This window comes from Alloactinosynnema sp. L-07 (assembly GCF_900070365.1).
Lineage (GTDB): Bacteria > Actinomycetota > Actinomycetes > Mycobacteriales > Pseudonocardiaceae > Actinokineospora.
The window spans coordinates 5,616,492-5,642,411 of record NZ_LN850107.1; the positions used below are offsets into that span (position 1 = coordinate 5,616,492).

The 25,920-nt window shown below is 69.2% G+C and carries 32 protein-coding genes and 1 pseudogene; 13 read left to right on the forward strand and 20 right to left on the reverse strand.

Annotated features, from left to right (window positions below; genetic code table 11):
* Positions 1-19 precede the first annotated feature (19 nt).
* Together BN1701_RS25415 and BN1701_RS25420 are read right to left on the reverse strand one after the other, a co-directional pair.
* Entirely contained in the window at positions 20-442 is a 423-nt protein-coding gene (locus BN1701_RS25415) for a hypothetical protein (protein WP_054052908.1), read from the reverse strand.
* A 356-nt stretch (positions 443-798) separates the two neighbouring features.
* A complete protein-coding gene (locus BN1701_RS25420; protein WP_054052910.1) occupies positions 799-1,317 on the reverse strand; it encodes a SigE family RNA polymerase sigma factor in 519 nt (172 codons plus the stop codon).
* Between the two features lie 143 nt (positions 1,318-1,460).
* Between BN1701_RS25420 and BN1701_RS25425 the strand changes: the two genes are divergently transcribed.
* Complete coding sequence (locus tag BN1701_RS25425) at positions 1,461-2,480, forward strand: low specificity L-threonine aldolase (RefSeq protein ID WP_054052912.1); 1,020 nt, start codon at positions 1,461-1,463, stop codon at positions 2,478-2,480.
* On the opposite strand, the gene BN1701_RS25430 is transcribed toward BN1701_RS25425, so the two are convergent.
* Genes BN1701_RS25430 through BN1701_RS25435 form a run of 3 tightly spaced genes read right to left on the reverse strand, consistent with a single transcriptional unit; the run spans position 2,467 to position 4,638 of the window.
* Complete coding sequence (locus tag BN1701_RS25430) at positions 2,467-3,222, reverse strand: potassium channel family protein (protein ID WP_231949703.1); 756 nt, start codon at positions 3,220-3,222, stop codon at positions 2,467-2,469. The genes BN1701_RS25425 and BN1701_RS25430 overlap by 14 nt on opposite strands.
* Positions 3,223-3,255: 33 nt before the next feature.
* Positions 3,256-3,429 (reverse strand): hypothetical protein, encoded by a 174-nt coding sequence (locus BN1701_RS36550; protein WP_172803317.1) that lies wholly within the window; start codon positions 3,427-3,429, stop codon positions 3,256-3,258.
* Positions 3,430-3,459: 30 nt separating this feature from the next.
* Complete coding sequence (locus BN1701_RS25435) at positions 3,460-4,638, reverse strand: pyridoxal phosphate-dependent aminotransferase (protein WP_054052914.1); 1,179 nt, start codon at positions 4,636-4,638, stop codon at positions 3,460-3,462.
* A gap of 148 nt (positions 4,639-4,786) precedes the next feature.
* On the opposite strand from BN1701_RS25435, the gene BN1701_RS25440 reads away from it, so the two are divergent.
* Positions 4,787-5,194, forward strand: coding sequence for a hypothetical protein (locus BN1701_RS25440; RefSeq protein ID WP_197672140.1), 408 nt, complete (start codon positions 4,787-4,789; stop codon positions 5,192-5,194).
* Positions 5,195-5,216: 22 nt separating this feature from the next.
* Here BN1701_RS25440 and BN1701_RS25445 read toward each other — a convergent pair whose 3' ends face one another.
* From BN1701_RS25445 to purD, 5 genes are all read right to left on the reverse strand, one after another.
* Positions 5,217-5,987, reverse strand: coding sequence for an ESX secretion-associated protein EspG (locus BN1701_RS25445; protein WP_054052918.1), 771 nt, complete (start codon positions 5,985-5,987; stop codon positions 5,217-5,219).
* A complete protein-coding gene (locus tag BN1701_RS25450) occupies positions 5,984-7,246 on the reverse strand; it encodes a PPE domain-containing protein (RefSeq protein ID WP_054052920.1) in 1,263 nt (420 codons plus the stop codon). Before BN1701_RS25450 ends, BN1701_RS25445 begins: the two co-directional genes overlap by 4 nt.
* 9 nt (positions 7,247-7,255) lie before the next feature.
* Entirely contained in the window at positions 7,256-7,876 is a 621-nt protein-coding gene (locus BN1701_RS25455) for a DUF3558 domain-containing protein (protein WP_172803319.1), read from the reverse strand.
* Positions 7,869-8,273, reverse strand: coding sequence for a hypothetical protein (locus tag BN1701_RS25460; protein WP_054052924.1), 405 nt, complete (start codon positions 8,271-8,273; stop codon positions 7,869-7,871). Before BN1701_RS25460 ends, BN1701_RS25455 begins: the two co-directional genes overlap by 8 nt.
* Positions 8,274-8,381: 108 nt before the next feature.
* Positions 8,382-9,650: a phosphoribosylamine--glycine ligase gene (gene purD, locus BN1701_RS25465; RefSeq protein ID WP_054052926.1), complete on the reverse strand. Its 1,269-nt coding sequence runs from the start codon at positions 9,648-9,650 to the stop codon at positions 8,382-8,384.
* A 265-nt stretch (positions 9,651-9,915) separates the two neighbouring features.
* On the opposite strand from purD, the gene BN1701_RS25470 reads away from it, so the two are divergent.
* Complete coding sequence (locus BN1701_RS25470; protein ID WP_054052928.1) at positions 9,916-11,037, forward strand: glycerophosphodiester phosphodiesterase; 1,122 nt, start codon at positions 9,916-9,918, stop codon at positions 11,035-11,037.
* Positions 11,038-11,285: 248 nt separating this feature from the next.
* Here BN1701_RS25470 and BN1701_RS35990 read toward each other — a convergent pair whose 3' ends face one another.
* Complete coding sequence (locus BN1701_RS35990) at positions 11,286-11,426, reverse strand: hypothetical protein (RefSeq protein ID WP_157368217.1); 141 nt, start codon at positions 11,424-11,426, stop codon at positions 11,286-11,288.
* A 411-nt stretch (positions 11,427-11,837) separates the two neighbouring features.
* Between BN1701_RS35990 and BN1701_RS25475 the strand changes: the two genes are divergently transcribed.
* Positions 11,838-12,368, forward strand: a complete 531-nt coding sequence (locus tag BN1701_RS25475; RefSeq protein ID WP_054052930.1) for a lipoprotein — start codon at positions 11,838-11,840, stop codon at positions 12,366-12,368.
* 37 nt (positions 12,369-12,405) lie between these two features.
* On the opposite strand, the gene BN1701_RS25480 is transcribed toward BN1701_RS25475, so the two are convergent.
* Positions 12,406-13,692 carry an adenylosuccinate synthase gene (locus tag BN1701_RS25480; protein ID WP_054052932.1) on the reverse strand — a complete coding sequence of 429 codons (1,287 nt, stop codon included), beginning with the start codon at positions 13,690-13,692 and terminating at the stop codon, positions 12,406-12,408.
* Between the two features lie 96 nt (positions 13,693-13,788).
* On the opposite strand from BN1701_RS25480, the gene BN1701_RS25485 reads away from it, so the two are divergent.
* Positions 13,789-14,448: a hypothetical protein gene (locus BN1701_RS25485; RefSeq protein WP_157368218.1), complete on the forward strand. Its 660-nt coding sequence runs from the start codon at positions 13,789-13,791 to the stop codon at positions 14,446-14,448.
* A 44-nt stretch (positions 14,449-14,492) separates the two neighbouring features.
* Here the strand turns inward: BN1701_RS25485 and BN1701_RS25490 are convergent, their stop codons facing one another.
* From BN1701_RS25490 to istA, 3 genes and pseudogenes are all read right to left on the reverse strand, one after another.
* Complete coding sequence (locus BN1701_RS25490; protein ID WP_157368219.1) at positions 14,493-15,344, reverse strand: hypothetical protein; 852 nt, start codon at positions 15,342-15,344, stop codon at positions 14,493-14,495.
* A 149-nt stretch (positions 15,345-15,493) separates the two neighbouring features.
* On the reverse strand, positions 15,494-16,291 hold the full coding sequence (istB, locus tag BN1701_RS25495; protein WP_054050512.1) for an IS21-like element helper ATPase IstB: 798 nt from the start codon (positions 16,289-16,291) through the stop codon (positions 15,494-15,496).
* Positions 16,291-17,536, reverse strand: a pseudogene (gene istA / locus BN1701_RS34660) (IS21 family transposase). Before istA ends, istB begins: the two are co-directional and overlap by 1 nt.
* 156 nt (positions 17,537-17,692) lie before the next feature.
* Between istA and BN1701_RS25510 the strand changes: the two are divergent.
* Both BN1701_RS25510 and BN1701_RS25515 read left to right on the forward strand, forming a co-directional pair.
* The gene (locus BN1701_RS25510; protein WP_054052938.1) at positions 17,693-18,322 is read left to right on the forward strand and encodes a DUF1524 domain-containing protein; all 630 of its coding nucleotides are present in this window, start codon (positions 17,693-17,695) and stop codon (positions 18,320-18,322) included.
* 11 nt (positions 18,323-18,333) lie between these two features.
* Positions 18,334-18,582 (forward strand): hypothetical protein, encoded by a 249-nt coding sequence (locus tag BN1701_RS25515; RefSeq protein ID WP_054052940.1) that lies wholly within the window; start codon positions 18,334-18,336, stop codon positions 18,580-18,582.
* A 43-nt stretch (positions 18,583-18,625) separates the two neighbouring features.
* Here the strand turns inward: BN1701_RS25515 and BN1701_RS25520 are convergent, their stop codons facing one another.
* Positions 18,626-19,021 (reverse strand): DUF3151 domain-containing protein, encoded by a 396-nt coding sequence (locus tag BN1701_RS25520; protein WP_054056124.1) that lies wholly within the window; start codon positions 19,019-19,021, stop codon positions 18,626-18,628.
* 158 nt (positions 19,022-19,179) lie between these two features.
* On the opposite strand from BN1701_RS25520, the gene BN1701_RS25525 reads away from it, so the two are divergent.
* Positions 19,180-20,388: a hypothetical protein gene (locus BN1701_RS25525; RefSeq protein WP_054052942.1), complete on the forward strand. Its 1,209-nt coding sequence runs from the start codon at positions 19,180-19,182 to the stop codon at positions 20,386-20,388.
* 87 nt (positions 20,389-20,475) lie between these two features.
* Here BN1701_RS25525 and fbaA read toward each other — a convergent pair whose 3' ends face one another.
* Positions 20,476-21,510: a class II fructose-bisphosphate aldolase gene (gene fbaA, locus BN1701_RS25530; RefSeq protein WP_054052944.1), complete on the reverse strand. Its 1,035-nt coding sequence runs from the start codon at positions 21,508-21,510 to the stop codon at positions 20,476-20,478.
* An 86-nt stretch (positions 21,511-21,596) separates the two neighbouring features.
* On the opposite strand from fbaA, the gene BN1701_RS25535 reads away from it, so the two are divergent.
* The gene (locus BN1701_RS25535) at positions 21,597-21,881 is read left to right on the forward strand and encodes a DUF427 domain-containing protein (protein WP_054052946.1); all 285 of its coding nucleotides are present in this window, start codon (positions 21,597-21,599) and stop codon (positions 21,879-21,881) included.
* On the opposite strand, the gene BN1701_RS25540 is transcribed toward BN1701_RS25535, so the two are convergent.
* On the reverse strand, positions 21,878-22,408 hold the full coding sequence (locus BN1701_RS25540) for a TetR/AcrR family transcriptional regulator (protein WP_067521348.1): 531 nt from the start codon (positions 22,406-22,408) through the stop codon (positions 21,878-21,880). The two genes, BN1701_RS25535 and BN1701_RS25540, sit on opposite strands and share 4 nt — an antisense overlap.
* A gap of 46 nt (positions 22,409-22,454) precedes the next feature.
* Here BN1701_RS25540 and BN1701_RS25545 point away from each other — a divergent pair, with 46 nt between their 5' ends.
* From BN1701_RS25545 to BN1701_RS25555, 3 genes are all read left to right on the forward strand, one after another.
* On the forward strand, positions 22,455-23,162 hold the full coding sequence (locus BN1701_RS25545; RefSeq protein WP_054052950.1) for an SDR family NAD(P)-dependent oxidoreductase: 708 nt from the start codon (positions 22,455-22,457) through the stop codon (positions 23,160-23,162).
* Positions 23,163-23,234: 72 nt separating this feature from the next.
* Positions 23,235-24,158 (forward strand): SDR family oxidoreductase, encoded by a 924-nt coding sequence (locus BN1701_RS25550; protein WP_054052952.1) that lies wholly within the window; start codon positions 23,235-23,237, stop codon positions 24,156-24,158.
* Between the two features lie 22 nt (positions 24,159-24,180).
* Positions 24,181-24,645 (forward strand): pyridoxamine 5'-phosphate oxidase family protein, encoded by a 465-nt coding sequence (locus BN1701_RS25555; RefSeq protein ID WP_054052954.1) that lies wholly within the window; start codon positions 24,181-24,183, stop codon positions 24,643-24,645.
* On the opposite strand, the gene BN1701_RS25560 is transcribed toward BN1701_RS25555, so the two are convergent.
* Positions 24,642-24,872, reverse strand: coding sequence for a cold-shock protein (locus tag BN1701_RS25560; RefSeq protein ID WP_231949704.1), 231 nt, complete (start codon positions 24,870-24,872; stop codon positions 24,642-24,644). The genes BN1701_RS25555 and BN1701_RS25560 overlap by 4 nt on opposite strands.
* A complete protein-coding gene (locus tag BN1701_RS25565; protein ID WP_054052958.1) occupies positions 24,857-25,141 on the reverse strand; it encodes a YciI family protein in 285 nt (94 codons plus the stop codon). Before BN1701_RS25565 ends, BN1701_RS25560 begins: the two co-directional genes overlap by 16 nt.
* 115 nt (positions 25,142-25,256) lie before the next feature.
* Between BN1701_RS25565 and BN1701_RS25570 the strand changes: the two genes are divergently transcribed.
* Entirely contained in the window at positions 25,257-25,850 is a 594-nt protein-coding gene (locus BN1701_RS25570) for a SigE family RNA polymerase sigma factor (RefSeq protein WP_172803432.1), read from the forward strand.
* The last annotated feature ends 70 nt before the right edge of the window (positions 25,851-25,920 follow it).

Consider the following 25,920-nt stretch of genomic DNA (forward strand, 5'->3'; position numbering starts at 1 on the left):
CAATCGTCGCAGGCCGGGATCAGAACCGCGCCGCCAGCTCCTCGGCGATCGCGCGGGCCTGCGAGCCGTCGACCGGCGGGGCGATCGAACCGGCCAGCGGCTCGATGACCACGATCATGACCTGGCCGGACTTGGTGTCGACCACCGAGCCGGTCGTGCCGGAGGGCCGGTCGGCCCACGGCGGCTGCTGCATCAGAGCGGTGTTCGCGGGCACCAGCATGATCGACATGAAGCCGCGGCGGGGGCCGTTCTGCACGCCGAACGCGGCGGATCGCGAGCCGGTGGGACAGGCGAGCGGCGAGGCGACGACATCGGCCGCGGAAGTGGCGGCCGGGAGCTCGCCCGCGAGGGCAGCAGCGAGCTCCCGGTCCGCCGACCCGCACCCACCAGGGGTGCCGCCGGTTGTGACACCGGCTTTCCCGACCGACGAGCCCCCCTGCATGGGCGCCGTCGGCGGGAGACCTTGGGCTTCGGCCTTCTGGCCGTCGTCCCTATTCTCGCTCAGAGACCGTGAATCGTTACCGCTGTCATAGGGCGCACCGGCGGCAGCCCCTGTTTGCGTGTTCGTTTCCGAACCCGACAACAGGCTTGTCCCGGCAACGATTCCGCCTGCGAGCAACACGAAGCCTAGCGCTGATCCCGCGACGAGGCTGTTCCTCTTTCGGGTCAATCTCGACGACTCGGCCGCGACATCCTCCTGGTTGAAGGAGGCAGGCGGAACGTCACGGACGGCGTCGCGAAACAGCTCAGAGATCTTCCGCTCATCCACTTACATCCACCTCCTCGTCCCTGTTCGCATCACAGTCCCGACCGTAGATCATCCAGTGTGTCGCCCAGCGATTCCCGCAAAGCGGCCAGGCCACGGGCGGTCTGGCTCTTCACGGTGCCCTCGGAGCACTTGAGCGCCTCGGCCGTGGCCGCCACGTCCAAGCCCTCCAGGAACCGCAGCACGAGCACCGCGCGTTGCCGCGGTGGCACCCGCGACAGCCCGTCGAGGAGCGCCGACCTCGTGGCCACCCGGTTACCGAGTTCACCATCGTGGGTCGCCCGTTCGGGCAACTGGTCCACCTGGCGTTCCCGCCGCCACGGCCTGCGCGTCTCGTCGATCATCGCGCGCACCACCGACCGGCGGACGTAGGCGTCGAGGGCCTCCCGGTCCCGCACCTTGCGCCAGCTGCGGTGCAGCGCGACGAACGCCGTCTGCGCGAGGTCATCCGCCTTGTGCCAGTCTCCGCACAACAGGAACGCGGTTCGCCGCACGGCGTCGCGCCGGGCCGTGAAGTACTCCGCGAACTGTTGTTCGTCGCGCTGATCCACGCGGACGCTCTCCGCTCGTTCTGTCGGACTAAGGACGGACCTGACCGGGTCCACGGTTGCATGTGTGCCCGAAGAGATGTACGCCACCCCCGCGATCAGCGGCATACACGTGGCTGTATTGCCCGCTGTGGTGAGATCGGATCGTGACTTCCGCACCCCGCCGGATCGACCTGCGCTCCGACACCGTGACCCGCCCCGACGACACGATGCGCGCCGCGATGGCCGCCGCCGAGGTCGGCGACGACGTCCTCGACCACGACCCCACCATGCGCGAGCTAGAGGAACGCGCCGCCGCGCTGCTCGGCGTCGAGGCCATGCTGTGGGTGCCCAGCGGGAGCATGGGCAACCTGATCGCCCTGATGGCCCACCTCCGCCGCGGCGACCGGTTCCTGGCCGCGCGCGGCAGCCACGTGCTGGAGGCCGAACTGGGCACGCCCGCGTGGCTCGCGGGCGGGATGCCGCACCCGCTGGAGTGGTCCGGCCGGCCAGGCCGCGTCGCTGCCGACGACGTCAGCGCGATGGCGGCGGGCAGCGCGCCGTACTACGCGCTGCGCACGACGCTGCTGTGCTTGGAGAACACGCACAACTTCGCGGGCGGCACCGTGACCCCGCCCGACGAACACGCCCTGCTGGTCGCCACCGCCCGCGAGGCGGGCCTGAAGGTGCACCTCGACGGCGCGCGGCTGTGGAACGCCGCCGTGGCGCTCAGCGTGCCGCCCGCTGCGCTGACGGTCGGCGTGGACACGGTCCAGGTGTGCCTGAGCAAGGGCCTGGGTGCCCCGGTGGGGTCGCTGGTGGGCGGGTCGGCGGCGTTCGTCGCCGAGGCCAGGCGGCTGCGCAAGATGCTGGGCGGCGGTGTGCGCCAGGGCGGCGTGCTGGCCGCGGGCGGCCTGGTGGCGCTGTCGCGGATCAACGACGTCGCCGCCGACCACGCCAACGCGCGGACACTGGCCGCGGGCCTGGCGGAGTTGGGCTGGGAGGTCACCGAGCCGCAGACCAACATCGTGCTCGCGTCGGTGCCCGACACCCCGACCACGCTGGCCATGCTCGACCGGGTCGGGGTACCCGCGGTCGCGGTGCCGGGCGGAGTGCGCTTCGTGACCCACCGGGACGTCTTGGCCGCCGACATCGCCGAGGCGCTGCACCGGATCAAGTCCGCCTGAGTTCCTCGCGGAGTTCGGCGAGTTCCGCCCGCAGCGCCCGGACCTCGGTGCGGGTGGTCTCCTCGATCGATTCCTCGGCGCCCACGATTCTCTCCAGGAACCACGACGCGATCAGACCGGTGACCACACCGAGCAGCGCGATCCCGCCGATCATCAGCGCCGCGGCGACCAGCCTGCCCTCGGTCGTGACCGGGAAGCGGTCGCCGTAGCCGACCGTGGTGATGGTGGTGAGCGTCCACCAGAGCGCGTCGCCGAAGGTGGTGATCGAGGCGTCCGGGTCGGCCCGCTCGGCGTCGAGCACGGCCAGCGACGCCGACACGCCGACCAGCAGGACGGTCGCGGCGACGTAGAGGCCGATGCGGCCGCGGAAGTTGACCGCGAAACGCTTGCTGAGTACGCGCAGGACTGTGATCAGCCGCAACGCGCGCAGCTGGCGCACCATCGGCAGTGCCACGACGATCAAGTCGAAGAGGTGCCGCCAGATGAATCGGCGCTTGTTGTGCGCCAGCACGAACCGGATGACGTAGTCGACGGCGAACACCGCCCAGATGCCCCAGAGAAGGATCTCCTGCCACAGCTGGACCGTCGGCGTGGCGCCGGTGTGCAGCACCTGCCAGGCGTAGCCGAGCAGGAAGACGCCAGCCAAGGCGGTCAGCGGAAGATCGGTGCGCGCCTCCCACGCGCTGAGCCTTGGCTCAGCGGGATCGGCGACGCGTTCGCCTGGCACGAGGATGTTGGGCACGCCGACATCCTCGCGGACGGCTGTGACCAGGCGCTACCCGCGGATCTGGCGGCGCTCCGACTTGCCCTTGATCGCGCCGTACGCGATCGCCCCGATCGACACGACCGCGGCGGCCACGAGCAGCCACACGACGGCCTTGAACAGGAACCCGATCAGGCTGAAGGCCACCCAGATCAGGATCACCGCGCCGATGATCTTCAGAACCATTGCCTCCCCCTCTCCACGTCCGATCAACGCTCAGAGTCCGCCCGAGGTTCCCTGGAGCCAGTCCCCGAACCTGCGCAGCCCTTCCTCGACGTCGGCGGTGGCGCCCGCGAAGGACAGGCGGACGAACCGGTTGCCGTCGACCGGGTCGAAGTCGATGCCGGGCACGATCGCCAGCCCGGTCTCGGCGAGCAGCCGCTGGCAAAACGACATCGAGTCGTGGGTCAGGTGCGAGACATCGGCGTAGGCGTAGAAGGCGCCGTCGGCGGGGGCGACTTTGTCGATGCCGAGCTTCGGCAGGCCGGTGAGCAGCAGGTCGCGGTTGGTGGCGTACCGCGCGACGTGCGCGTCCAGCTCGGCGTAGGTCTCCGGCTCGAACGCGGCCACCGCGGCGTGCTGGGCGATGGCCGGGGCGCAGATGGTGAAGTTGCCGGTCAGGCAGTCGACAGCCCGGTGCAGGCGCCGGGGCACCAACATCCAGCCCAGCCGCCACCCGGTCATCGCGAAGTATTTCGAGAAGCTGTTGACCACCACCGCCTCACGCGAGAACTGCCACGCGCTGCTGGTCTCGGCGCCGTAGGAGATGCCGTGGTAGATCTCGTCACTGATCAACTGAACGCCGCGCTCGGCGCACCAGCCAGCGATCGCGGCCAGTTCGGCCGGGTCGAGGACCGTGCCGGTCGGGTTGGCGGGGCTGGCCAGGATCAGCCCGTCGAGCGGGCCGAGTTCGTCGAGCATCGCCTCGGTCGGCTGGAACCGGGTGCTTTCGTCGCACGGCAGCTCGACCACGTCACACCCGAGCGCGCTGAGGATGTTCCGATACGCCGGATACCCAGGCCGCGCCAGCGCGACCCGGTCACCCGCGTCGAACGCGGAGAGAAAGGCCAGCAGGAACCCGCCGGAAGAGCCGGTGGTGATCACGACGTCCTGCGCGGACACGTCGAGCGAATAACGCCGCCCGTAGTGCCCCGCGATGGCTTCCCGCAGCGCGGGCACCCCCAACTGCTCGGTGTACCCCAGCGTTTGGCTGCCCAACGCCTCCGCCGCGGCGAACCGCACCGCCGACGGCGCCCCGGTCGACGGCTGCCCCGCGGCCAGCGACACCATGTCCCCGTGCGCCCGCTGCCGGGCGTTCGCGGCGGAGAGCACGTCCATGACGTGGAAGGGCGGAACAGCCGCCCGGGCCGCGACCTTGAGCAACCGACCATGCATGCGGTCAGCGTAGGTCAGCCGCTACCGCCACCATGAGGGACTTGTCAGCGATGATGGCTCCGTGGACGTAGTCGCGCAGTGGGTTCGGACGCAGTGGACCAAGCAGTCCCGCAGCGGACCAGCCGCGGCCCAGCGCAACGCGCTCCCCATGGCGTTTCCCCTCCCGGAGCTGAATCCGCCACTCGTCCACGCGGTTATGATGAGGGAGAGCACGAATTTCGCGGCGCAGTCCACCATCGCGCATACATCGCCTGACCGGAGCGAGGTGCGGCTGCGGGAGGAAAACGGCCTGCTGCGCGTCATGCTGGTCGATACTCAGTGGCCCGGAGCGATTCGGCGCAGACCTCCAGCGGTGCGATTGCGCCCCAACGAGTGGGTTCGGTGGCAGATCACCTATCGGCAAGCCACCTCGCTCGGCCGGGGGCCCTGGTACTACAGTCTCGAAACGCTGAACCTGGCCTACGGCCCAGTCGCCTCGCCGGATGCTTTCCTCGGGGCGCCGACCCACGTCGTCGACGAGCGTCGGCAACACACCCGATACGTCCGCATTCAGTAGCCAGCGCAGCCACCGCCGCGGGTCACAGCTCGTCGAGTAGTTCGCGTACGCAGCCTGCCAGGCGCGCGTTGTCCGCGGGGGTGATCGTGCTCCATGATCGGCCGTCCGAACTGGGGCGGGACAGGTACAGATAGCGGCCCGCGTCGGTGTCGTGGAACGCCACGACCCGCCCCGCGCGCTCCCGCTTCTGCCCGCGCGGCGCGCGCTCGGCGCCGAGTTGGCCGCGGGTGGTCATGCCGCTGAGCATCGACCCGAGTGTCTGGGCGTCCGACAGGCTCACGCCGTGCTCGACCATGACAGTGATCATCGCTTGCGGGTCGCCGCTGTCGGCCTTCATCAGTACGTCGGTCGGCAGGCTCACCGACCGCCCGGGCCCGGCGGGCATGTCGCCCGCGATGGACACAGCCGCGTCGGCGATCGCGGTGGCGCGGGACGGGATGAGCCACACCTCGGCGCGGTCGACCACGGCGAGCAGCCCCTGATCGCCGCTGACCACGGCCAGCGCGGCGATCTCCCGGTCGGTCCACACCCAGCTGTCGATCGCGACCGGCGCGTGCGCGAGCAGGCTCAGCCAGTCGGCCAGGTCCGGCACCGCGCGGCCACCCTCGGCCAGCCCGCGCTGAGCCAGCCCCGCGAACGCCTCCTCGACCAGCTTGGCGCGTTCGGTGTGGGTCTTGCCCGGGCTGGGCACATCGAGCGCGACATGCTTCTCGGGCAGCCGTTCGGCCGCCCAGAGCACGTCGAACTCGAGCGTGGACAGCACGATGCTGTTGGAACCCGCGGTCAAGGTCAGTCGTCCTGCCCGAGCACTGGCGGGATCACCAGGCGGTCGTCGCCGAAGACGTCGTCGGAGTCGATGCCGTACTTGCGCACATGCTCGTCGTCGTCCTCGCCGGGCGCCCCGGCCCCTGCGGCGGCGGGCTGCATGAGTGAGCCCGCGGCCCGCCCCGGCCGCGCCCCATGGCGCTCGGCGTTGCGCGCGGCCCTCGCCTCGTCGTCGGGCAGGTCGCCGATCGGCACCCCGCCCCGCGCCGCGGCCCGCGCCGCCCGCCCCTCGGGCGTGTCGGCGAAGCCCCCGCCGCGCACAACCCGGTCCTTCTCCAGACTCGACCCCGCCGCGGCACCGCCGCCACCGGCGCCCGCCAACCCGGCGACGGCGGCGATGTCGCCCATGAGACCGCCGGGGAAACCGGGCCGCAAACCAGGGGGGAACCCACCGGTCGCCGGAAGCCCACCGAACCCGGGCACCACCGGCGCGACCCCGGAGACGCGGCCAGGAAGCCCTCCGGGCGGCTGGCCGCCCGTGGTCGGCACGTGGCCGGGGTTGCCGGGCTGACCGGGCACGCCGGTGTACTGCTGACCGCCGCCAGGCGGGACGCTGGTCTGCCCCGGCACGCCGGGCCCGGTGGAGCCGGACGGGGTGAAGGTGCTCGGGTTGCCGTTGAACGTCTGCGCGGAGGTCGTGCCGTTCGGGTGGTACGGCGTCGACTCCAGCGACATCCCCGGCGGCACCGGCAGCGACTGGTAGTTGCCCAGCGCGGCCTGACTGCCCGAGCTGTACCCGTTCATCGACGTCACCGCCTGCTGATGCGCGGCGTTGGTCTGCTGAACCTGCTTGGCGTGGTCGGTGGTGTGCCCGAGAACCGCACCCGCGAAGCGATCGACCCCGCTGAGCTTGGTCGGCCCGCGCAGATCCGAGCCTTCGGGAGCGCCGTTGCGGGTGTTGGAGAACGTCTCGCCCTGCTCCCGCACGCCTCCGGCCGACTGGTCGACCGTCGCGCCCGCCTCTTCGGCATAGACGCTGGAGTTCTTGGTGGCCTCAGTACCGCCCTCGGACGCGGCGCCTTCCCACTCGACGCCGATCTTGGCGAGTTCCTCCCGCAGCACCCGGTCAGTCTCGGCGAGTCCCTCGGAGATGGTCTTGAGCGCGGCCACGGCGCGGTGAAGGCTCTCGGAACCTGGCCCTTGACGCAGCCGGTCGAGCTCGGTGGCCAGCTCGTTGTGGCCGTAGCCCTCGAAGCGGAGGTCGCCCAGCCCGTTGTCGCCTGCCATGTCAGCCCCTCACCCCAACGTCTTCAACGTGGTCACGGCCATCGCCGCGGCTTCCTCGGACATCTGACAAATCTGATCCTGCGTGAACGCACCCCGGCTGGTCAGCTTCATATCGACTTGGAGCTGTTGACCATCAGCGACATCCACCGCGGTCGTGCACTCAAAGCTCCTGGTCCCGGACGCGCCTGGGAAATGGAAGCTCGCCGCGCCGAATCCCTCGACCGTTGCTTCGGTGACGTCAGCATTGCGCTTGTTGGCAAACCACACATCAACGCCTTCGGTGGTCACCAGCAAGATGCCGTAGTCATAGAACGGCTCTTGGCGAAGTACGTTGAATACGCACTCCTTGGCGCCCTTGTAGGTCTCACTGCCACTTACACGCGCGCGGAAACGATCGATCTTGAGCTGATCGGACTGCGGCTTTGTCAGCAGGGCACATGGATCGACCGAATCCAGTTTGATCTCGCGTGGCCTCGGCGGCAGCTTCGTGGTGGGTTTCGTCGATGCCGTCTGACCGCCAGAGTCCGAGGTGGTTGTCCCTGCTGGGGTCGTCGCCGTGCCTGGTTCATTCGTCGTGCACGCGACTGCACCGACGAGCACCACCGCTACGAGAAGGACGCGGCTACGCACGCGTGTCACCCTGGAGTGCGGCTGCGATCTCTTCCTCGTTGTGCCCATAGGCCTTGGCCGACTCGATCAACTGTGAGACCAACTTGTTCAGAGAACGCACATATTCATCGATGCGCACCGCATAGGAATCATCATCGAGCATGAGCTTGTCGTTCCAGGCGTTGGCCAGCCGTTTGCTGACGATGTCCTCACCCGGCGGATCGACGTGCAAGTCATGGAATGCGTCCCGGGTGGCGAGTCTGAACGTTTCCACCTGGGTATGAATGATCTTGGCTGCGGCTAGGACGTTGTCGTGGTTGACCACGAACTTTCCGCCGGTTGGGCCGTTGCCCATGATCTTGGCGGCCATGTCGAGGGCGGCGCCCGCGACGGCGTTGAGCGAAGCGCCGATGTCCATCTCACGCACCCCCGTACGCATCGTGATGATGTCGTCTCGTTTAGCAGGCTACCAACGGCGTGGTGAGGCCTACCTGAACTTTGACGGAGAAAACCGCGCTTCGGTTCCCTATCCGGCGACGGGGACGCCGATTTCTCCGCGCTGGGCGCGCAGGGCGATGTCGGTGCGGTGGTGGGAGCCAGCGAGGTGGACGGCGTCGACCTTGCGGTACGCGTCCGCGCGGGCGGCTTCCAGGGTGGGGCCGGTGCCGACCACGGCCAGGACTCGGCCGCCCGCGGAGACCAGGGCGCCGTCGTCGCGGCGGCGGGTGCCCGCGTGCAGGACACCCTCGACCTCGGCGCCGGTGATGGGGTCGCCGGTTCGGGGGCGGCCGGGGTAGCCGTCGGCGGCGATGACGACGGTGACCGAGGAGCCCTCTGCCCAGTCCAGGGGCGGGTGGGCGGCCAGTTCGCCTCGGGCCGACGCGCGCAGCAACAGCGACAGCGGGCTGCGGAGCAGGGCGATGACGGACTGGGTCTCCGGGTCGCCGAAGCGGCAGTTGAACTCGATGACCTCGGGGCCATTGCTGGTTATGGCGAGCCCGGCGTAGAGCAGGCCCGAGAACGGGCAGCCGCGGGCGGCCATCTCGTCGACGACCGGCTGGATGACCCGGGCCACGACGTCGTCGACCATGCCGTCGGGGGTCCAGGGCAGCGGCGCATAGGCGCCCATGCCGCCGGTGTTGGGCCCGGCGTCGTTGTCGCCAACGCGCTTAAAGTCCTGGGCGGGAAGCAGGGGGACGACGGTTCCCGCGGCGTCGACCACGCAGAACAGGGAGACCTCGGGGCCGTCGAGGAACGACTCGAGCAGGACCGGGTGGCCGCCGTCGAGCAGGGTCATCGCGTGGGCGCGGGCGGCGGCGAGGTCGGTGGTGACCACGACGCCCTTGCCCGCGGCGAGGCCGTCGTCCTTGACCACCCAGGTCGGGCCGAAGCGGGCGAGCGCGGCGTCGAGGCGGGCCGGGTTGTCCACGATCTCGCTGTGCGCGGTCGGGACACCGGCGGTGGTCATGATGTCCTTGGCGAACGCCTTGGAACCCTCGATGCGCGCGGCGGCGGCGCTCGGGCCGAAGGCGTCGATCCCGGCGGCGCGCACGGCGTCGGCCACGCCCGCGACCAGCGGACCCTCTGGGCCGATGACGACGAGGTCGGCCTGCCAGCGCTTGGCCAGCTCGGTCACCGCGGCGGGGTCGGCCGGGTCGACGCCGTAGCTCTCCGACAGCGCGGCGGTTCCCGCGTTGCCGGGAGCGCACGCCAACGCGGTCACCTCGGCGTCCTTGGACATCGCAAGGACCAGGGCATGCTCGCGGGCGCCAGACCCGACAACCAGGACACGCACGAGCGGTGAGCCTAGATGCTCGACCGGGCGACACGGTAATCGGCCGCCCAGTCCGGACACGTCCCACCGGGGCCAGGAATGTTCAACAATCCTACAGTTCAACAAGGGAACAATAGGATTGTTGAACAAGAGGATTGTGGAATTGTTGAACCGGCGAAGTTTCCCGGCGTTCATCCACAGGTGGGCCGCGTTTCGCCCGCGTGTGGCCCCGATGTCGCGGTGCGGGACGAAGGTGGCCAGGCCATCACATCGCAGGAGGTCAACCATGCTCCGATCGGTCCGGTTAGCCGGTGTCGCCGTGTCGGCCATCGCCCTGCTCGGCGTCGCCACGCTGAGCACCGCCAGCGCGTCCCCTGAGCACAACGACGACCGGCGCGACTCGGCGCTGCCCCTGGTGCTCGGCCACCGCGGCGCGTCGGGCTACCGACCGGAGCACACCCTGGCCGCCTATGAGCTGGCCGCCCGCATGGGCGCCGACTACATCGAGCCCGACCTGGTGCCCACCAAGGACGGCGTGCTCGTGGCCCGGCACGAGCCGGAGATCGGCGGCACCACCGACGTCGCCAACCACCCCGAGTTCGCCGACCGCAAGGCGACCAAGAACCTCGACGGCGTTCAGGTCACCGGCTGGTGGACCGAGGACTTCACCCTCGCCGAGCTGAAGACCCTGCGCGCCGTCGAGCGCATCCCGGCGCTGCGCCCGCGCAACACCGTGTTCAACGGCCGCTACGAGGTGCCCACGCTGCAGGAGGTCATCGACCTCAGCAAGCGCCTGTCCCGCGAGCTGCGCCGCGACATCGGCATCTACCCCGAGACCAAGCACCCCACCTACTTCCGCAAGCTCGGCCTGGAGCTCGAGCCGAAGCTGGTGTGGACGCTGACCCGCAACGGCCTCAACCACCCGCGCGCCAAGGTGTTCGTGCAGTCGTTCGAGGTGTCCAACCTCAAGGCGCTCAAGGGCAAGCTGCGGGTCCCGCTGATCCAGCTGACCTCGGCCAACGGCGCTCCGTACGACTTCGTCGACTCGGGCGACCCCCGCAAGTACGCCGACCTCATCACCCCGGCGGGCCTGCGCGAGGTCGCGACCTACGCCTCCGGCATCGGCCCGGCCAAGGACCAGGTCATCCCGCGCGACGCCGCGGGCAACCTGACCGCCCCGACCGCGTTGGTCGGCAACGCGCACGCCGCGGGCCTCAAGGTCCACCCGTACACGTTCCGGGTGGAGAACAACTTCCTGCCGACCAACCTGCGCTCGTCGGCCAACCCGGCTGACGCGGGCAACCTGTTCGGCGAGCTGTCCGCGTTCTGGGCGGCGGGTGTGGACGGCCTGTTCACCGACAACAGCGACATCGCCGTCGAGTCGCGCACCGAGCACTTCGCCCACTGACGCTCACCCCTTGGGTCTGGCTCATGGCTCACTGCCATCCAGACCCAAGGGGACCGTGACGGCGGCCGACCACGGTGACCGCCCGTCGAGACGGAACCCGCGATCGTGACGAACCTAGAATTCCGGGGAGGCGGGACAGTCATCGGCGTCGGCGGTGACCTCGGCGGGCAACGCGGCCACGTGTTCACGGCTCATCGCGCGCTCCTTCGCTCTCACCGGTCATCTTGGCGCAGTGTGCTCGTGGCGGGCTAGCTCGCCGTCACCACCATCGCGCGGCGGGCCGGGTAGCCCGCGTCCCTGCTGCTGGTGGCGGTGGGGCTGGCGGTGTCGTTCACCCCGGCATCCCCGAGTTCCGGCTCGTTCGCCCTGATCGGGTTGCAGCCGCGCACCGTGATCGCCGCGCCTGTCCGAATTGGACACTCGTCGGCGCGTCGCTCGTCGTGCTGGCGGCGGTGGTCGTCGTCCGGTTCGTGTGGATGTTCCCGGCCAGTGGCGGCCCAGGCTGATCTCCAGGATCCGCGAACGGGAGCCCAGGCCCGGCTGGCGGTCGCTGACCGTGATCTCCTGGGCAGGCATGCGCGGCGTGATCTCGCCGGCCGCCGCTGGCCGCGATCCCACTGGATATGCCCGGCCCCGGCGTCGGCGTTCCGGCGGCTGCGCCGCGAGATGCCTGCCGCGGAGCGATCGGTGTTCATCGCCGCGCGGGACAAAGGCGAAATCTGCGGAATGTGCCGCGGACCTGGAAGAGGCGGCCCTGGCCCGGGAGTAGGCTCGCGGCCGCGACTCTTTTGGGGGATCGGATGACAAAGCGTCTGTGTGCCGTCGCCGCGATCATGGCGTTGGCCGCCGCCTGCTCGGCCGACCCGGCCGCGCCCGCCAAGTCGGCCAACCGGCTGGAAGCCAAGTGCCACATCACTTTCGAGGTGGCCGACAAGTGGAAGGCCAAGCCGGTGGAACCGTCGGGCGACTCGCTCGCCGAGGCCGCCGGACTCAAGCTCTGCTACGAGATCGACGCCAAGGGCGCTGGCCTGCTCGGCTTCATCCGGGTGTGGTCCGGCGACGACCCGAATGCCGACGTGCGACAGACGCTGGAAGCTTTCCTTGCCGAGGAAGGCAAGAAGGGCGCCCAGCACGAGTACAGCCAGACCAAGGCCGGGACCACCGAAGTCGTCGAGGCGGTCAGCGCGACCAAGGAGGCCAAGGACAAGGGCTTCGCCGTCGCCACGCCGAAGGGGATCGTGGCCGTGCTGTGGCGCGGGCTGGACGACGAGGAGTTCGAGGACGGCATGGCCGCCTACGACCTCGCCAAGTCGACGCTCAAGGTCGAGTGAGAACCAGCGGCCGGGCGGGGGCCCGGCCGCTGGTTACTCATGCCATCTGGTGACGGACGATCGTCTGGTCGCGGCCCGGTCCGACACCGACCGCCGAGATCCGGGCGCCCGACAGCTCTTCGAGGCGCTCGACGTAGGCGCGCGCGTTGGCGGGCAGCTCGTCGAACGTGCGGCACTTGCTGATGTCCTCCCACCAGCCCGGCAGCTCCTCGTAGACCGGCACGGCGTGGTGCACGTCGGTCTGCGTCATCGGCATGTCGTTGACGCGCTGGCCGTCGATCTCGTAGCCGACGCAGACCGGGACGGTATCCAGTCCGGAAAGGACGTCGAGCTTGGTGAGGAAGTAGTCGGTGATGCCGTTGACGCGGCTGGCGTAGCGGGCGATCACCGCGTCGAACCAGCCGGTGCGGCGCAGGCGCTTGGTGGTCACGCCGATCTCGCCGCCGACCTTGCGCAGCCGCTCGCCCATGTCGTCGGTCAGCTCGGTCGGGAACGGACCCGAGCCGACGCGGGTGGTGTAGGCCTTGAGGATGCCGATCACCGTGGTGATCCGGGTGGGGCCGATGCCCGACCCGGCGCACGCGCCGCCCGAGGTCGGGTTCGAGGACGTGACGAACGGATACGTGCCGTGGTCGACGTCGAGCAGCGTGCCCTGGGAACCTTCGAGCAGCACGGTCTCACCGCGTTCGAGGGCCTCGTTGAGCAGCAGCCGGGTGTCGGCGATGCGGTGGGCGAACTTCTCGCCGCAGGCCAGCACCTCGTCGACCACCTGGTCGGGGTCGAGGGCCTTGCGGTTGTAGATCTTCACCAGCATCTGGTTCTTGATGTCGAGCGCGGCCTCGACCTTCTGCCGCAGGATCTTCTCGTCGAGCAGGTCCTGCACCCGCACGCCGACGCGGGCGACCTTGTCCTGATAGGCCGGACCGATGCCGCGGCCGGTGGTGCCGATCTTGGCCTTGCCGAGGTAGCGCTCGGTGACCTTATCGATGGCCACGTGGTAGGGCATGATCAGATGCGCGTCGGCGGAGATCAGCAGCCGCGAGGTGTCGACACCGCGGCCTTCGAGCCCGGCCAGCTCCTTGAGCAGCACCGTCGGGTCGACCACGACACCGTTGCCGATGACGTTGTTCAGTCCCGGGGTGAGGATGCCGGAGGGAATCAGGTGCAGGGCGAAATTCTCGCCGTCGGGCAGCACGACCGTGTGCCCGGCGTTGTTCCCGCCCTGATAGCGCACTACCCACTGAACCCGCTCGCCGAGCAGGTCGGTGGCCTTCCCCTTGCCCTCGTCGCCCCATTGGGCGCCGATCAGCACGATTGCCGGCATGTGAAACTCCAGGTGTTGGCAATGGACCGCGTGGACACCCGTACCCGGGCTGATTCGGGCGAATGCCGGTGATTAACACTAGACCAGGAGCGTGACGTGGGTGCACTCGTGCTGGCCTGCGGAAACCAGGCAGGGCCGGACCTCGGCGAGCGAGACGGCGTCGAGGTGGTGTCAATACCGTCGCGACCAGCCCGCGCTGACGTGGATCCGCTGGTCAAAGCCCTCGACGACCGCCGATTGGTGATCAAGGGCACCGACGCCGACCTGGCCGCCGTTGTGGTGCGACTCATGCGGCTGTCCCTGCTGTCGACGCCGATCGGGTTCGTGCCGGTGGGCCGGTCGGCCATCCCCGGCCTCTGGGGCATCCCAGCGGACCCGACCTCGGCGCTGCGGGTGGCCCTGGACGGTGAACTCGACCACTTCCCCCTGGTCCGCGACGACACGGGCGGGGTGCTGGTCGGCTTGGGCGTCCTGAAGTCGGTCCGCGGCGTGGCCTATTGCGACGACACGACCGCGCTGCGCGGGCGGGCCCAGCGGATCGAGGTCGTGCCGGACCCGGAGAGCGGGCTGGCGGTGCGGGTGGTCCGACTCGGGCTGCTTGGAAGGCGCGTGGAGACGATGCGGGGCCGGGCGTTCCAGGTCGGCTGCCTACCGGCGATCCCCGAGTCGAACGGGGTCGCCCACCCTCGGGACGTGTCGAGGTGGACTTGGTACCGGCACACGGAGGACCTACGAATCGCGCGGGGATTGGTTTAGGTCGGGCACTGGGCCGAGGCCGAGCCGTGCCGCGACCTTGGTCATCAGCGCGAGCCCGTCAGCACGAGCCTGTGTCGCTCCTTCATGGCCTGAGCGCATCGAGCTGAGCGGGAAGCGCCCCTGCCCACAACGGTGACCGGGATCACTGCCGATTCCGGTGGGCCGAGTAGGTGGATGGGCTGCTGGGTCAGGGTCGTGACGTCGTGCTCGATCTCGCCGGTGGAGTCGCCGAACGGGCTGACGAACGGGTGGATCCGCACAGCTGAGCGACCGACCCACCGCAGCGTGGCCGCCGATCGTTTGAAGCCCTCAATGGTGCTGAAACTCAGTGACTCCGACGTGTGGCCGACGACGGTCCCACCGGAACGCTCCTGAATCTCCACCGAGACCCTGCCGTAGCCGTCGTCGGCCAGCCGGAAGGTCGCCCGAGCCCGGAAGCATCGCCCGGGACTGGCCTTCCATGCACTCGACCAGGTGAACGCGAGGCCGGACTCGATCGTGTGCCGGTATGCGGCGTCGAGGACGGCCGGATCCCAGCCGCGTGCGCTCGCCAGTCGGAGCAAGCACCGGTGAACGACCTCCAGTACGAGCATCGCGCGGGCCTGCGGCGCCAACACGGAGATGCCTGGAGGCAGGCTGACGACGGCGAACTCGCCATCACTCTGCGGATCGACGTAGACCTCACCGAGCACGTCGGCGCGAGCGGTATCGGGATGGGCGAAGAGCCGGACGCTGGAGGTCCGGCTCCTGACGCCACCAAGAGCCAGCAGCTCGCTATAGCGCTCGCACACGCGGCGGGCGGTCTTGACGAAGGTGTCCACGTCAGGAGTGTCAGCCCACGGCCCGCCGGGGAATCCGGTCTTCGGCCAGAACTCCACTGTCCGCAGGACTGCCAACAGAACCCTCCACGGAACGTGGTCAAGAACTTTCACAGCCCGTCGTCGGGGTGTCACTCTTTGGTATGACGGGTGCCGCTGTCAACGGCACTCGAAATCTGACCCCCAGGCGGCATCTGAATGTTGACCCCCTGTGTGTTGGTTGATCTTTATTCTTCGGTGCCACTGGCGGTGGGGACGCGGCCGAGGTCGCGGTCCTTGAGCCGGTAGCTGTCGCCTTTGAGGGCGATGACCTCGGCGTGGTGGACGAGGCGGTCGATCATGGCGGCGGCGACCACGTCGTCGCCGAAGACCTCGCCCCACCGGCCGAAGACTTTGTTGGATGTGACGATCACGCTGGCCCGCTCATAGCGGGAGGACACGAGTTGGAAGAACAGGTTCGCGGCTTCGGCCTCGAACGGGATGTAGCCGACCTCGTCGATGACGATCAGCGGATAGCGACCGAGTTTGGTCAACTCGGCCTGCAACCGCCCCGCGTGGTGGGCCTCTGCCAACCGGGCCACCCACTCGGCGGCGGTGGCGAACGCGACCCGGTGCCCGGCCTGGCAGGCCCGGATGGCCAGGCCGATCGCGAGGTGGGTCTTGCCGGTGCCGGGCGGGCCGAGGAACACCACATTCTCTTTGGCGGCAACGAAATCGAGGGTGCCGAGGTGGGAGATCACGTCGCGTTTCAACCCGCGGGCGTGATCGAAGTCGAACTCCTCCAGCGACTTGCGGGCAGGGAACCGGGCGGCCCGGACCCGGCCCTCGCCGCCGTGGGACTCCCGCGCGGAGACCTCGCGTTGCAGGCAGGCGATGAGGAACTCCTCATGCGTCCAGGACTCCGCCCGCGCCCGTTGCGCGAGGCGGGCGACGGACTCGCGCAGGGTTGGCGCCTTCAACGCCCGGGTCAGGTAGGCGACCTCGGCGGCCAGGTCCCGCGACGGTGGTGTGGTCTTCACGGCCATCACGCCACCCCACCATCGATGCCATCGAGGCCGAGCGCGGTGTCGTAGTCGGCCAGGCAGCGGACTTCGACCTCCGGTTCGGTCGCCGGGCGCAGCATGCCGATCCGCTTGCGGCGCAACACCTTTGCCGCAACGAGATGGCTGGGATCGGAGATCGTCTGGTGCCAGGCCCAGATCCGCTCGTGATCGGCGACGAGCCTGCCATCGCAGTGCACCCGCACCCGATCCAGGTCGGCGATCACCTCGATGCGGCGACCGATCACGCCCGGGTGCACTGAGTAATCGTTGGAGTCCAGACGGACATAGTGGTCGCGCGCCAACCTGGTCGAGGCCCGCCACCCGACCGCAGGCGCGACCGGCGGCAGCGCCAGCATCGCCGTCCTGTCGGCGGTGATCCGGTCGGCAGGCGCGCACCCAAGTACCCGCTTGGGCCGAGTGTTGGCCACCGCCAGCCACCCCTCGAGCTGCGCGGCGAACTCCGCAGGCGAGGCAAACTGCCTTCCAGGCAGGAACGAACGCTCCAGATAATCGTGCGCCCGCTCGCACCAGACCCTTGGCCTCCGGGTCCGCCGGACGGCAGATGACCACCTTCGTGGCCAGCGTCCCACGGAACGCCTGGCAGTCCGCGGTGAGCTCACTGCGCCCGCCGCGCCACCGGCCCACGGCACCCTCACCGTCCCAGACCAGCACCCGTGGCACCGCACCCAACTTCTCGACCAGCCGCCACCACCCGGCGAACAAGTCCTCCGCACAGCGGTTCGGAATCAGCACCGCCGAGAGCCACCGCGAGTACCCGCACGCCATGGTCAGCACCGGCAGACGAGCAGGTTTACGGGCCTGCCCGAACCCGACCGGCAGCGTGATCGGCGGGAACCACAGATCGCACTGGGCGATCTCCCCGGCGGCATACGTGGTGCGTGAGGCAGGGTCCGGCGGCAGATACACCGGCCGCAACTCGGCCACCCGCTCCGACAGCACCCGGATCGACCGCTTCCAGCCGATCCGCTCCGCGATCACCGTCGCCGGCATCGTCGGATACGCCCGCAACAACTCACGAATCCGCGGCTCGACCGCATCCACGATCGAACCCTTCAACGGCCGCACATACTTCGGCGGCGCATCCGAGGCCAGCGCGGCACGCACCGTGTTCCTCGAGACACCCAAAACCCGAGCGATCACCTTGATCGGCAAACGCTCCGACCTGCGCAAACGACGAATCTCAGCCCAATCCTCCACGGACAACACCCTTCGTCCTCCCCGGCTCGACTACGAGCCAGAGTCACCGGACAGGGGGTCAAAATTCGGATGCCACGCGGGGGTCAGTTTTCACCCGCCGTCGACATGCCACATGGCCCCGCCACGGTAATCGACGGTCTCGTTGCCCCCACAACGGAGGAACACATGTCGAAGACCCGCACTCTGATCGGCTCCTTATTCCTGACCGTCGCGCTCGTCGTCGGGCTCGCGGGCATTGCCAGTGCCACTCCGCCGTCGATCCCCAGTGAGGCGACCGCCCGCGCCGAGCTGGCCGCGCTCACCGTGGCCGCGGACGGCTCCATGTCCGGCTACTCGCGGACCCTGTTCCCGCACTGGATCACCATCTCCGGCTCGTGCAACACCCGGGAGACGGTGCTCAAGCGCGATGGCAGCGGCGTGGTGACCGACTCGTCGTGCGCGGCGACCTCGGGCTCCTGGTACAGCCCGTACGACGGCGCGACCTGGTACAACGCCTCCGATGTCGACATCGACCATGTCGTCCCGCTGGCCGCGGCGTGGCGGTCCGGCGCGAATTCGTGGACCACGAGCAAGCGGCAGGCCTTCGCCAACGACCTGAGCTACCCGCAGCTCATGGCGGTCACCGACAACGTCAACCAGTCCAAGGGCGACCAGACCCCGGCGACCTGGAAGCCGTCGCTCACCTCGTACTGGTGCACCTACGCCAAGATGTGGACGCACGTGAAGTACAAGTACGCGCTGCGGGTGAACTCGGCGGAGAAGTCGGCGCTGCTGAGCATGCTCAACTACTGCTGATCGGACGCCCGATGTCGGAGTACACCTCGCCGCTGCACGCCGGACCAGGCGTGATGACCGAGGAAGTGGGCGTCGTCACCGGTGACCTTGAGCTGCACACCGCTCTCGGCCTGGACGGCGCGCTGACCGCGAAGGTGCGCTACCTCGGCGCGGCGGAGTGGTACCGGCTGCGGGGTGGGCAGTGCAAGCTGGCCGACCCTGCCGACCACGGGCCGGTGCACACGCTGCTGGTCAGCGTGCTCAACCGACCCGCGGGCTGACCGTGGAGCCCGCCCCGGACACATCCGGGGCGGGCTCTGGTCGTCAGTGGGGGGCGGTCGGGTCGGAGTCGGTGAGGAAGGTCGAGCAGCGCTCGTACTCCTCGACGTCGTCGATGGCCTTCGCGGCGCGGGCGAGCGCGGCCAGCGCGCGCAAGAAGCCCTGGTTCGGCGCGTGCGACCACGGGATCGGGCCGAAGCCCTTCCAGCCCGAGCGGCGCAGCTGGTCGAGGCCGCGGTGGTAGCCGGTGCGGGCGTAGGCGTAGGCGGAGACGTTCTCCCCGGCGGCGAGCGCGTTCTCGGCGAGAGCGGCCCACGCGGCGCTGAAGTCCGGCCAGTGGGCGGCCACCTGCGCCGGGTCGGTCCCGCCGTCGAGCATGCCCTGCGGCTCGTCGCGGGCGGGGAGCAAGGTGGGTTCGGGTCCAAGCAGATTGCCGGTCATGCCGCCATCCTGCCGCATCCGCACGACGTCTGGCCGATATACCCTGGGTAATCGCCCTGATCCCTGATGTCACCATCCCTTAAGGGAAACCCGGAATTCGCTCACGAACGTGTGGGGCCGACTATCCGTTCTCAGGTCCAGAACGCCATGATGACCGGGTGAACACGGGGAACGCAGCGATCGATGACCCGGCGGGCAAGGGGCCGGTCGGGCAGTTCAAGGATTTCTTCCGGCTCCATTGGACCCGTGGCGACGCGGGCCGGGAGACGCCGGAATGGGTATGGCATTTCGCCTACCGGACCTGGTTGATCGCCTTGTTGTTCAAGGTGCTCGGGTCCTCTTGGGACGAATCGTGGCACTTCAAGTTCCTGCGTGACGACCTCGCCCCGCCGCACCTGATCAATACCGTCGGCACCGGCATCGCGGTGGTGCTGGTCGCGATCCACAGCTTCACCGGCATGGCGGCCACGAAGCGGTCCGTGCGTCTGCTGCAGTGGGGCCTCGGCGTGTTCCTGATCGCCGCCCCGCTCGATGTGATCAACCACCGGATCAACGGCCTGGACCTGACCGCGTGGAGCCCGTCGCACGCGCTCCTCTACTTCGGCACCGCGCTCATGATCGCCGGGCTGATCGACGGCTGGTACTCGGCGGGACCCGGCGGCAAATCGAGGCCGTGGGTGCTGGGTGCGCTGTGGTTGTTCTTCTTCGAGAACATGCTGTTCCCCAACGGGCAGCAGGAGTACGGCGTGCTCGAGTTGCGGTCCTGCATGCCGAACGGCGTGCTGACGATCGATCAGTGCTACGCGGAGCGCACGCTGCTGGAGTTCGCCGCCGGGGAGATCGGCCGCCCGGTCGACTATCAGGCTATCGAGCAGTTCGCGCTGCCGATCCCGAGCTGGGTGTACCCGATGTGGGGCATCGGCATGGCCGCGCTGGTGCTGGCGGCCGCGGCGAAGACGATCGGGACCCGCTGGGCGGCCACGATGGTCGCGGGCGTGTACGTCGCCTACCGCGCGGTGATCTGGCCGCTGCTGACGATCGGGGACTTCCCGCCGTCGACGGTGCCGTTCTACCTGGTGTTCGTCGGCCTCGCGATCGACATCGTGCGCAGGCTGAATCTCGGGCACACCCTGGAGGCCGTGGCGGGCGCCGCCGCGGTGACCGTGCTCGGCCACGCCGCGCTCTACGCCCAGGACGCGCTGATCGCCGCGCCGCCGATCGCATGGTGGTCGGCCCCGATCACGTTCGCGCTGGTGGCGATCCTGTGGTGGCTCGGCAAGCCGGTGGGCGCCTGGTTCACCAAACGCCAGTCCGCCGCGCCCGCCCTCGCCAGCCGATCGTTCAACAATTCTAATGTTCAAACGTAGGATTGTTGAACATTAGAATTGTAGGCTGATACGACGAACGCCCCACTCCCGCAGCCGGGGAGGGGGGCGTTCGCGCGTGAAGTTGGGTCAGCCCGCGATCATGCGTCCCGCGGACTTGAGGTGCTCGCACGCCTGCGTGATGCGCGCGGCCATCGCCTGCTCAGCGGCCTTGAGGTAGCTGCGCGGGTCGTACGCCTTCTTGTTGCCGACCTCGCCGTCGACCTTGAGGACGCCGTCGTAGTTGGCGAACATGTGCGCGGCCACCGGGCGGGTGAACGCGTACTGGGTGTCGGTGTCGATGTTCATCTTGATGACGCCGTAGGTCACCGCCTCGTGGATCTCCTCCAGCAGCGAGCCCGACCCGCCGTGGAAGACCAGGTCGAACGGCTTGGAGCCTGCGGGCAGGCCCAGCTTCTCGGCCACCACGTCCTGACCCTGCTTGAGGATCTCCGGCCGCAGCACGACGTTGCCCGGCTTGTAGACGCCGTGCACGTTGCCGAAGGTCGCGGCCAGCAGGTAGCGGCCCTTCTCCCCGACACCGAGCGCGTCGACGGTCTTGAGGTAGTCCTCGGTCGAGGTGTAGAGCTTGTCGTTGATCTCGTTGTCGACGCCGTCTTCCTCGCCGCCGACGACCCCGACCTCGATCTCCAGCACGATCTTGGCCTTGGCGGCCAGGTCGAGCAGGTCGGCGGCGATCTGCAGGTTCTCGTCGAGCGGCACGGCCGAGCCGTCCCACATGTGCGACTGGAACAGCGGCAGCCCGCCAGTATCAACGCGCTCCTGACTGATCGCGATCAGCGGGCGGACGAAGCCGTCGAGCTTGTCCTTGGGGCAGTGGTCGGTGTGCAGCGCGACGTTCACCGGGTACTTGGCGGCCACGACGTGGGCGAACTCGGCGAGCCCGACCGCGCCGGTCACCATGTCCTTGACCTTGGTGCCCGAGGCGAACTCGGCACCGCCGGTGGACACCTGGATGATGCCGTCGCTCTCGGCTTCGGCGAACCCGCGCAGCGCGGCGTTGAGTGTCTCCGACGAGGTCACGTTGATGGCGGGGTAGGCGAACTCGTTCGCCTTGGCCCGGTCAAGCATCTCCGCGTAGACCTCGGGGGTGGCGATAGGCATCGGTGGGTCCTCCTCGGAAATGGCCTGCGCCCGTCAGCGGCATCCTACGAGGCGGACCCGGCGGGCCGATCGGGCAGAGTGGCGGCATGGCCAAAGCGACCTGGAACGGCGTGCTCATCGCCGAGAGCGACGACACCGTCATCGTCGAGCGGAACCACTATTTCCCCGCCGACTCGGTGCGCCGCGAGTACCTGCGCCCCTCCGACACGACCACTTTCTGCCCGTGGAAGGGCACCGCGAACTACTACTCGCTCGACGTGGACGGCGCGGAGAACACCGACGCCGTCTGGTACTACGCCGACCCGAAACCCGAAGCCGCCCAGATCAAGGACCGCGTCGCCTTCTGGCGCGGCGTCGAGGTCGTTGACTAGGTCAACAGCCCGATGAGCCGGTGGGCCGCGGCCGCGCAGCGGTCGCGGTCACCGGTCACCAGCAAGTCCAGCAGGATCCCTTTCAGGCCGCTGACCAGCACTGTCGCGTCCACGCTCGGCTCGTCGCGGTCGGCGAGCAGGCCGGTGACCACGTCCAACCAGTCGGCGACGGCGTGCCGGGCGATCTCGGTGAACGGCCCGTCGGTCAGGCCGGCCGCGAGCAGGTGGAACATCACGACGTAGTGCCCGCGGTTGGCCGGGTCGGCCATGGTGTCCCAGCCGGTGCGCGCCGCGGCTTTGTCGCCGCGCGCGGCCTGGACCGCGGCGATCGCCCGCGCGCGGTGTTCGGCGAACGCCTGGTCGAGCAGGTTCTCCCGGGTGCCGAAGTAGTGCACGAGCATGCGCGCGCTGGTCCCGAGTTCAGCGGCGAGACCCCGCAGGCTGAACTCGGCCAGTCCTCGCTCGGCCAGATAGTCGAGGGTCCGCGCGACCAGTTCGTCGCGGCGGGCCTGGTCGGGCTGGCGCACGCCCACCTCCTTGACTGAAGCACGTGTTACATCTACGGTCGACCCCATGAGTGTAACAAGTGCTACAAGAACCGCTGTCGTCACCGGCGGCAGCGCCGGAGTCGGCCTCGCGCTGGCCCGCCGACTGGTCGCCGACGGTGTCGACGTGACGATCTGCGGCCGGGACAAGGCCCGGCTCGCCCAGGTCGAAGGCGTCCGCACGGTCGTCGCGGATCTGTCGACCGAGGCGGGCGCCCGAGCGGTCGCCGACGCCGCACCGGACCGGATCGACCTCTTGTTCAACAATGCAGGTGTTCAACTGTTGAACAATTGGACGATCGAGCCGACGGCGGACCTGCTGGCCGACATCGACGGCGAGGTCGGCCTGAACCTGCTCGGCCCGATGCGGCTGACCGCGATGCTGCTGCCACGCCTGAGCAAGTCGGCGGTGATCGTCAATGTGACGTCCGGATTGGGGCTCGTGCCCAAGCGGGCCGCGCCCGGATACTGCGCCACCAAAGCCGGACTGAGCGCGTTCAGCACGTCGCTGCGGTATCAACTGGCGCCCCGACGGGTGGTCGAGGCGATGCTGCCGCTGGTCGACACGGCCATGACCGCGGGCCGCGGCACCGGAAAGATCAGCGCGGACGCCGCGGCTCAAGCGATCCTGTCCGGGCTGCACCGCGACGTGATCAGGATCGGCGCGACCCGAAAGCTGGCCGCGTTGCACCGACTCGCGCCGGGACTGGCGGCCCGGATCATCCGCGACAAGTAGTAACTGTTACTTCAAATTACAGTTACTTGTGGTAGGTTACTCGCGGTAAGAAGCGACCGAGGAGGCTCCACGATGGGTGCGACGAACCTGCTGGCCCGCAAGACCGGCGTGCGCGGCAAGGTCATCCTGATCACCGGTGCCGCCCGCGGCTTCGGCGCGGGACTGGCCAAGCGGTTCGCCGCGCAGGGGGCCAAGGTCGCGCTCGTCGGAATCGAGCCGGACGAGATGGCCAAGGTCGCCGTCGAGTGCGGGCCCGACGCGGCGGTCTTCGAGGCCGACGTCACCGACTGGGCCGCGCTGGAGACCGCCGCCAGGGGTGTCGTCGAGCGGTTCGGCGGGATCGACATCGTGGTGGCCAACGCGGGCATCGCGGCGACCGGCTTCATCCGCTCGATCGACCCCAAGGCCTTCGAGCGCACCATCGAGGTCGACCTGCTCGGCGTGTGGCGCACAATCCGGGTGACCCTGCCGCACGTGATCGAGCGCAAGGGCTACGTCCTGGTCGTCTCGTCGCTGGCCGCGATCACCCACGCCCCCGGCATGGGCGCCTACGCCGCGGCGAAGGCAGGCGTCGAGGCGTTCACCAACAGCCTGCGCGCCGAGGTCCGCCACCTGGGCGTGAAGGTCGGCGTCGCGCACCCGTCCTGGATCTCCACCGACCTGGTCCATGGCGCCGACCAGCACCCGGTGTTCGGCCCGCTGCGGTCGGCGATGCCGGGCGTGCTGGGCAAGACCTACCCGGTCGAGGTCGCCCTGGACGCCTTGGAGAAGGGCATCCTGCGGCGCGACCGCACGGTGCACGTGCCTGGCTGGGTCGGCGCGCTCAAGCTCATCCGCTCGTTCCTGCCGCCGATCATCGAGATCGGCGCCAAGCTGCGCGGCGACTTGGTCGCCAAGGCCGACAAGGCCGCGCTCGAGGACATCGCCCGACGCGGTGCCGAGGCCGCCTCCCGCCCGGTCGGCGCGGGCGGGCAGGCCGACGCCGCGAACCGCTAGCCTGGCTGCCAAGGAGGCGCTGATGTCGCGACGGGACCAGATCAAGCTCACGCCCCAGGAGATCGCGGATTTCCTGGCCGAAGAGAAGGTCGCCAACGTCGCCACGATCGGGCGCACCGGCAGGCCGCACCTCGTGCCGGTCTGGTACCTGCCGGACGGCTCGACGCTGAGCACCTGGACCTACGAGTCGTCGCAGAAGGTGGCCAACCTGCGCCGCCTCGCCCAGGCGACGGTGCTGGTCGAGGCGGGCACGTCCTACGAGGAACTTCGCGGCGTATCACTGGAGTGCGACGTGGAGATCGTCGAGGACACCGAGCGGATCACCGCCATCGGCAGCGCGCTGACCGAGCGGTACACCGGCAGCCCCGAGGTCGCCGCGGCGGCGTCGCAGTTCGTCCGCGCCCAGGCGGCCAAGCGGGTCGGCCTGGTGTTCCACCCGACCAAGGTCGTGTCCTGGGACCACAGCAAACTCGGCGGCACGTACTAGCGAAGCAGTCGGACGCTGGTCGCGCGGTAGATGTATCCGTCCTGGTCGGCGTCCTCGTAGTCGAACTCCACAGCGTTACCCGCGGTGAGGGTGCGGAAGCCGGGCATGTCGACGATGTGGCAGAAGTGCGCCCATACCGGCTCGGCCAGCGCGGGCGAGGTGAGCACGCCCCAGCCCTCCTCGTCCAACCACGACTCGACCACGCCCTGGATCACTGGGTCGCCCAAGGACCAAGGGCGATCGTCCACTCGCGCACGGTCCGGGCTGCCGCGATTCCCTCGGTCGTGTACGGATCGACGGCCAGGATGGCGTCGAGTTCGGCCCGGTCCACGACCTTGAGCACCACGAACCCGCCGGTGCCGTCCGCCCACGGGCCCGCGGCCAGGACCTGGCCGGTCTCAATGAGAGTCCCCAGGTACGCGCGATGCAGCGGGCGAACCTCGGCGAGACGGTCGGCGTCGTCGATGTAGGTGGTGTCCACGGTGAACCAAGTCATGGCGTGATGATCCCAGTCGGGGTTTGCCGGTGTGTTCGGGATCGCCGCCCGGTAAGGTTTGTCCGTGGCAGGGGATGGTGTGCAACCAGGTGATTACCCTCCGGCGCGCGGATTCATCGCGGAGCCGGGGCAACCGGTTGAGGGCAATGCTGAGCGCAGCGTCGAACAGACGCTGACCCGGCTGCGGGCGATCGACCTCAAGAGTTCGCCGCCAGCCGCGCCCGAGGCGCCCCTGACCTTGGAAGATCTCTACCGGACGCACCGGATGCGGCTCATCCGGTTGGCCCTGCTGCTGGTCGACGAGCCCGCCACGGCCGAGGACGTCGTCCAGGAGGCGTTCACCGGTCTGCACCGCAACTGGGGCGGCCTGCGCGACGCGGCCGCGGCAGTCGGGTACCTGCGGACCGCGGTGGTCAACGGGTCCCGCAGCGTGCTGCGGCGCCGCAAAACCGCACGCGAGTACACCCCGCCGCACGCGGTCAACGCCCGGTCGGCCGAGAGCCTTGCCATGCTGACCGCCGAACACCAGGGCGTGGTGAAGGCGCTGTCACAGCTGCCGCCCCGCCAGCGCGAGGTCTTGGTGCTGCGCTACTACGGCAACCTCACCGAGGCCGAGATCGCCGAGGCCGCAGGCATCTCGAAGGGAACGGTCAAGTCCACCGCCAGCCGCGCGCTGGAAGCCCTACAGAAGATCATGAACACCCCGTGATCGAATAACTACGCAAAGTTTGGTTTAGACCACTGAGGTCTAGACCACCTAGACTCCTCACCGAGGAACC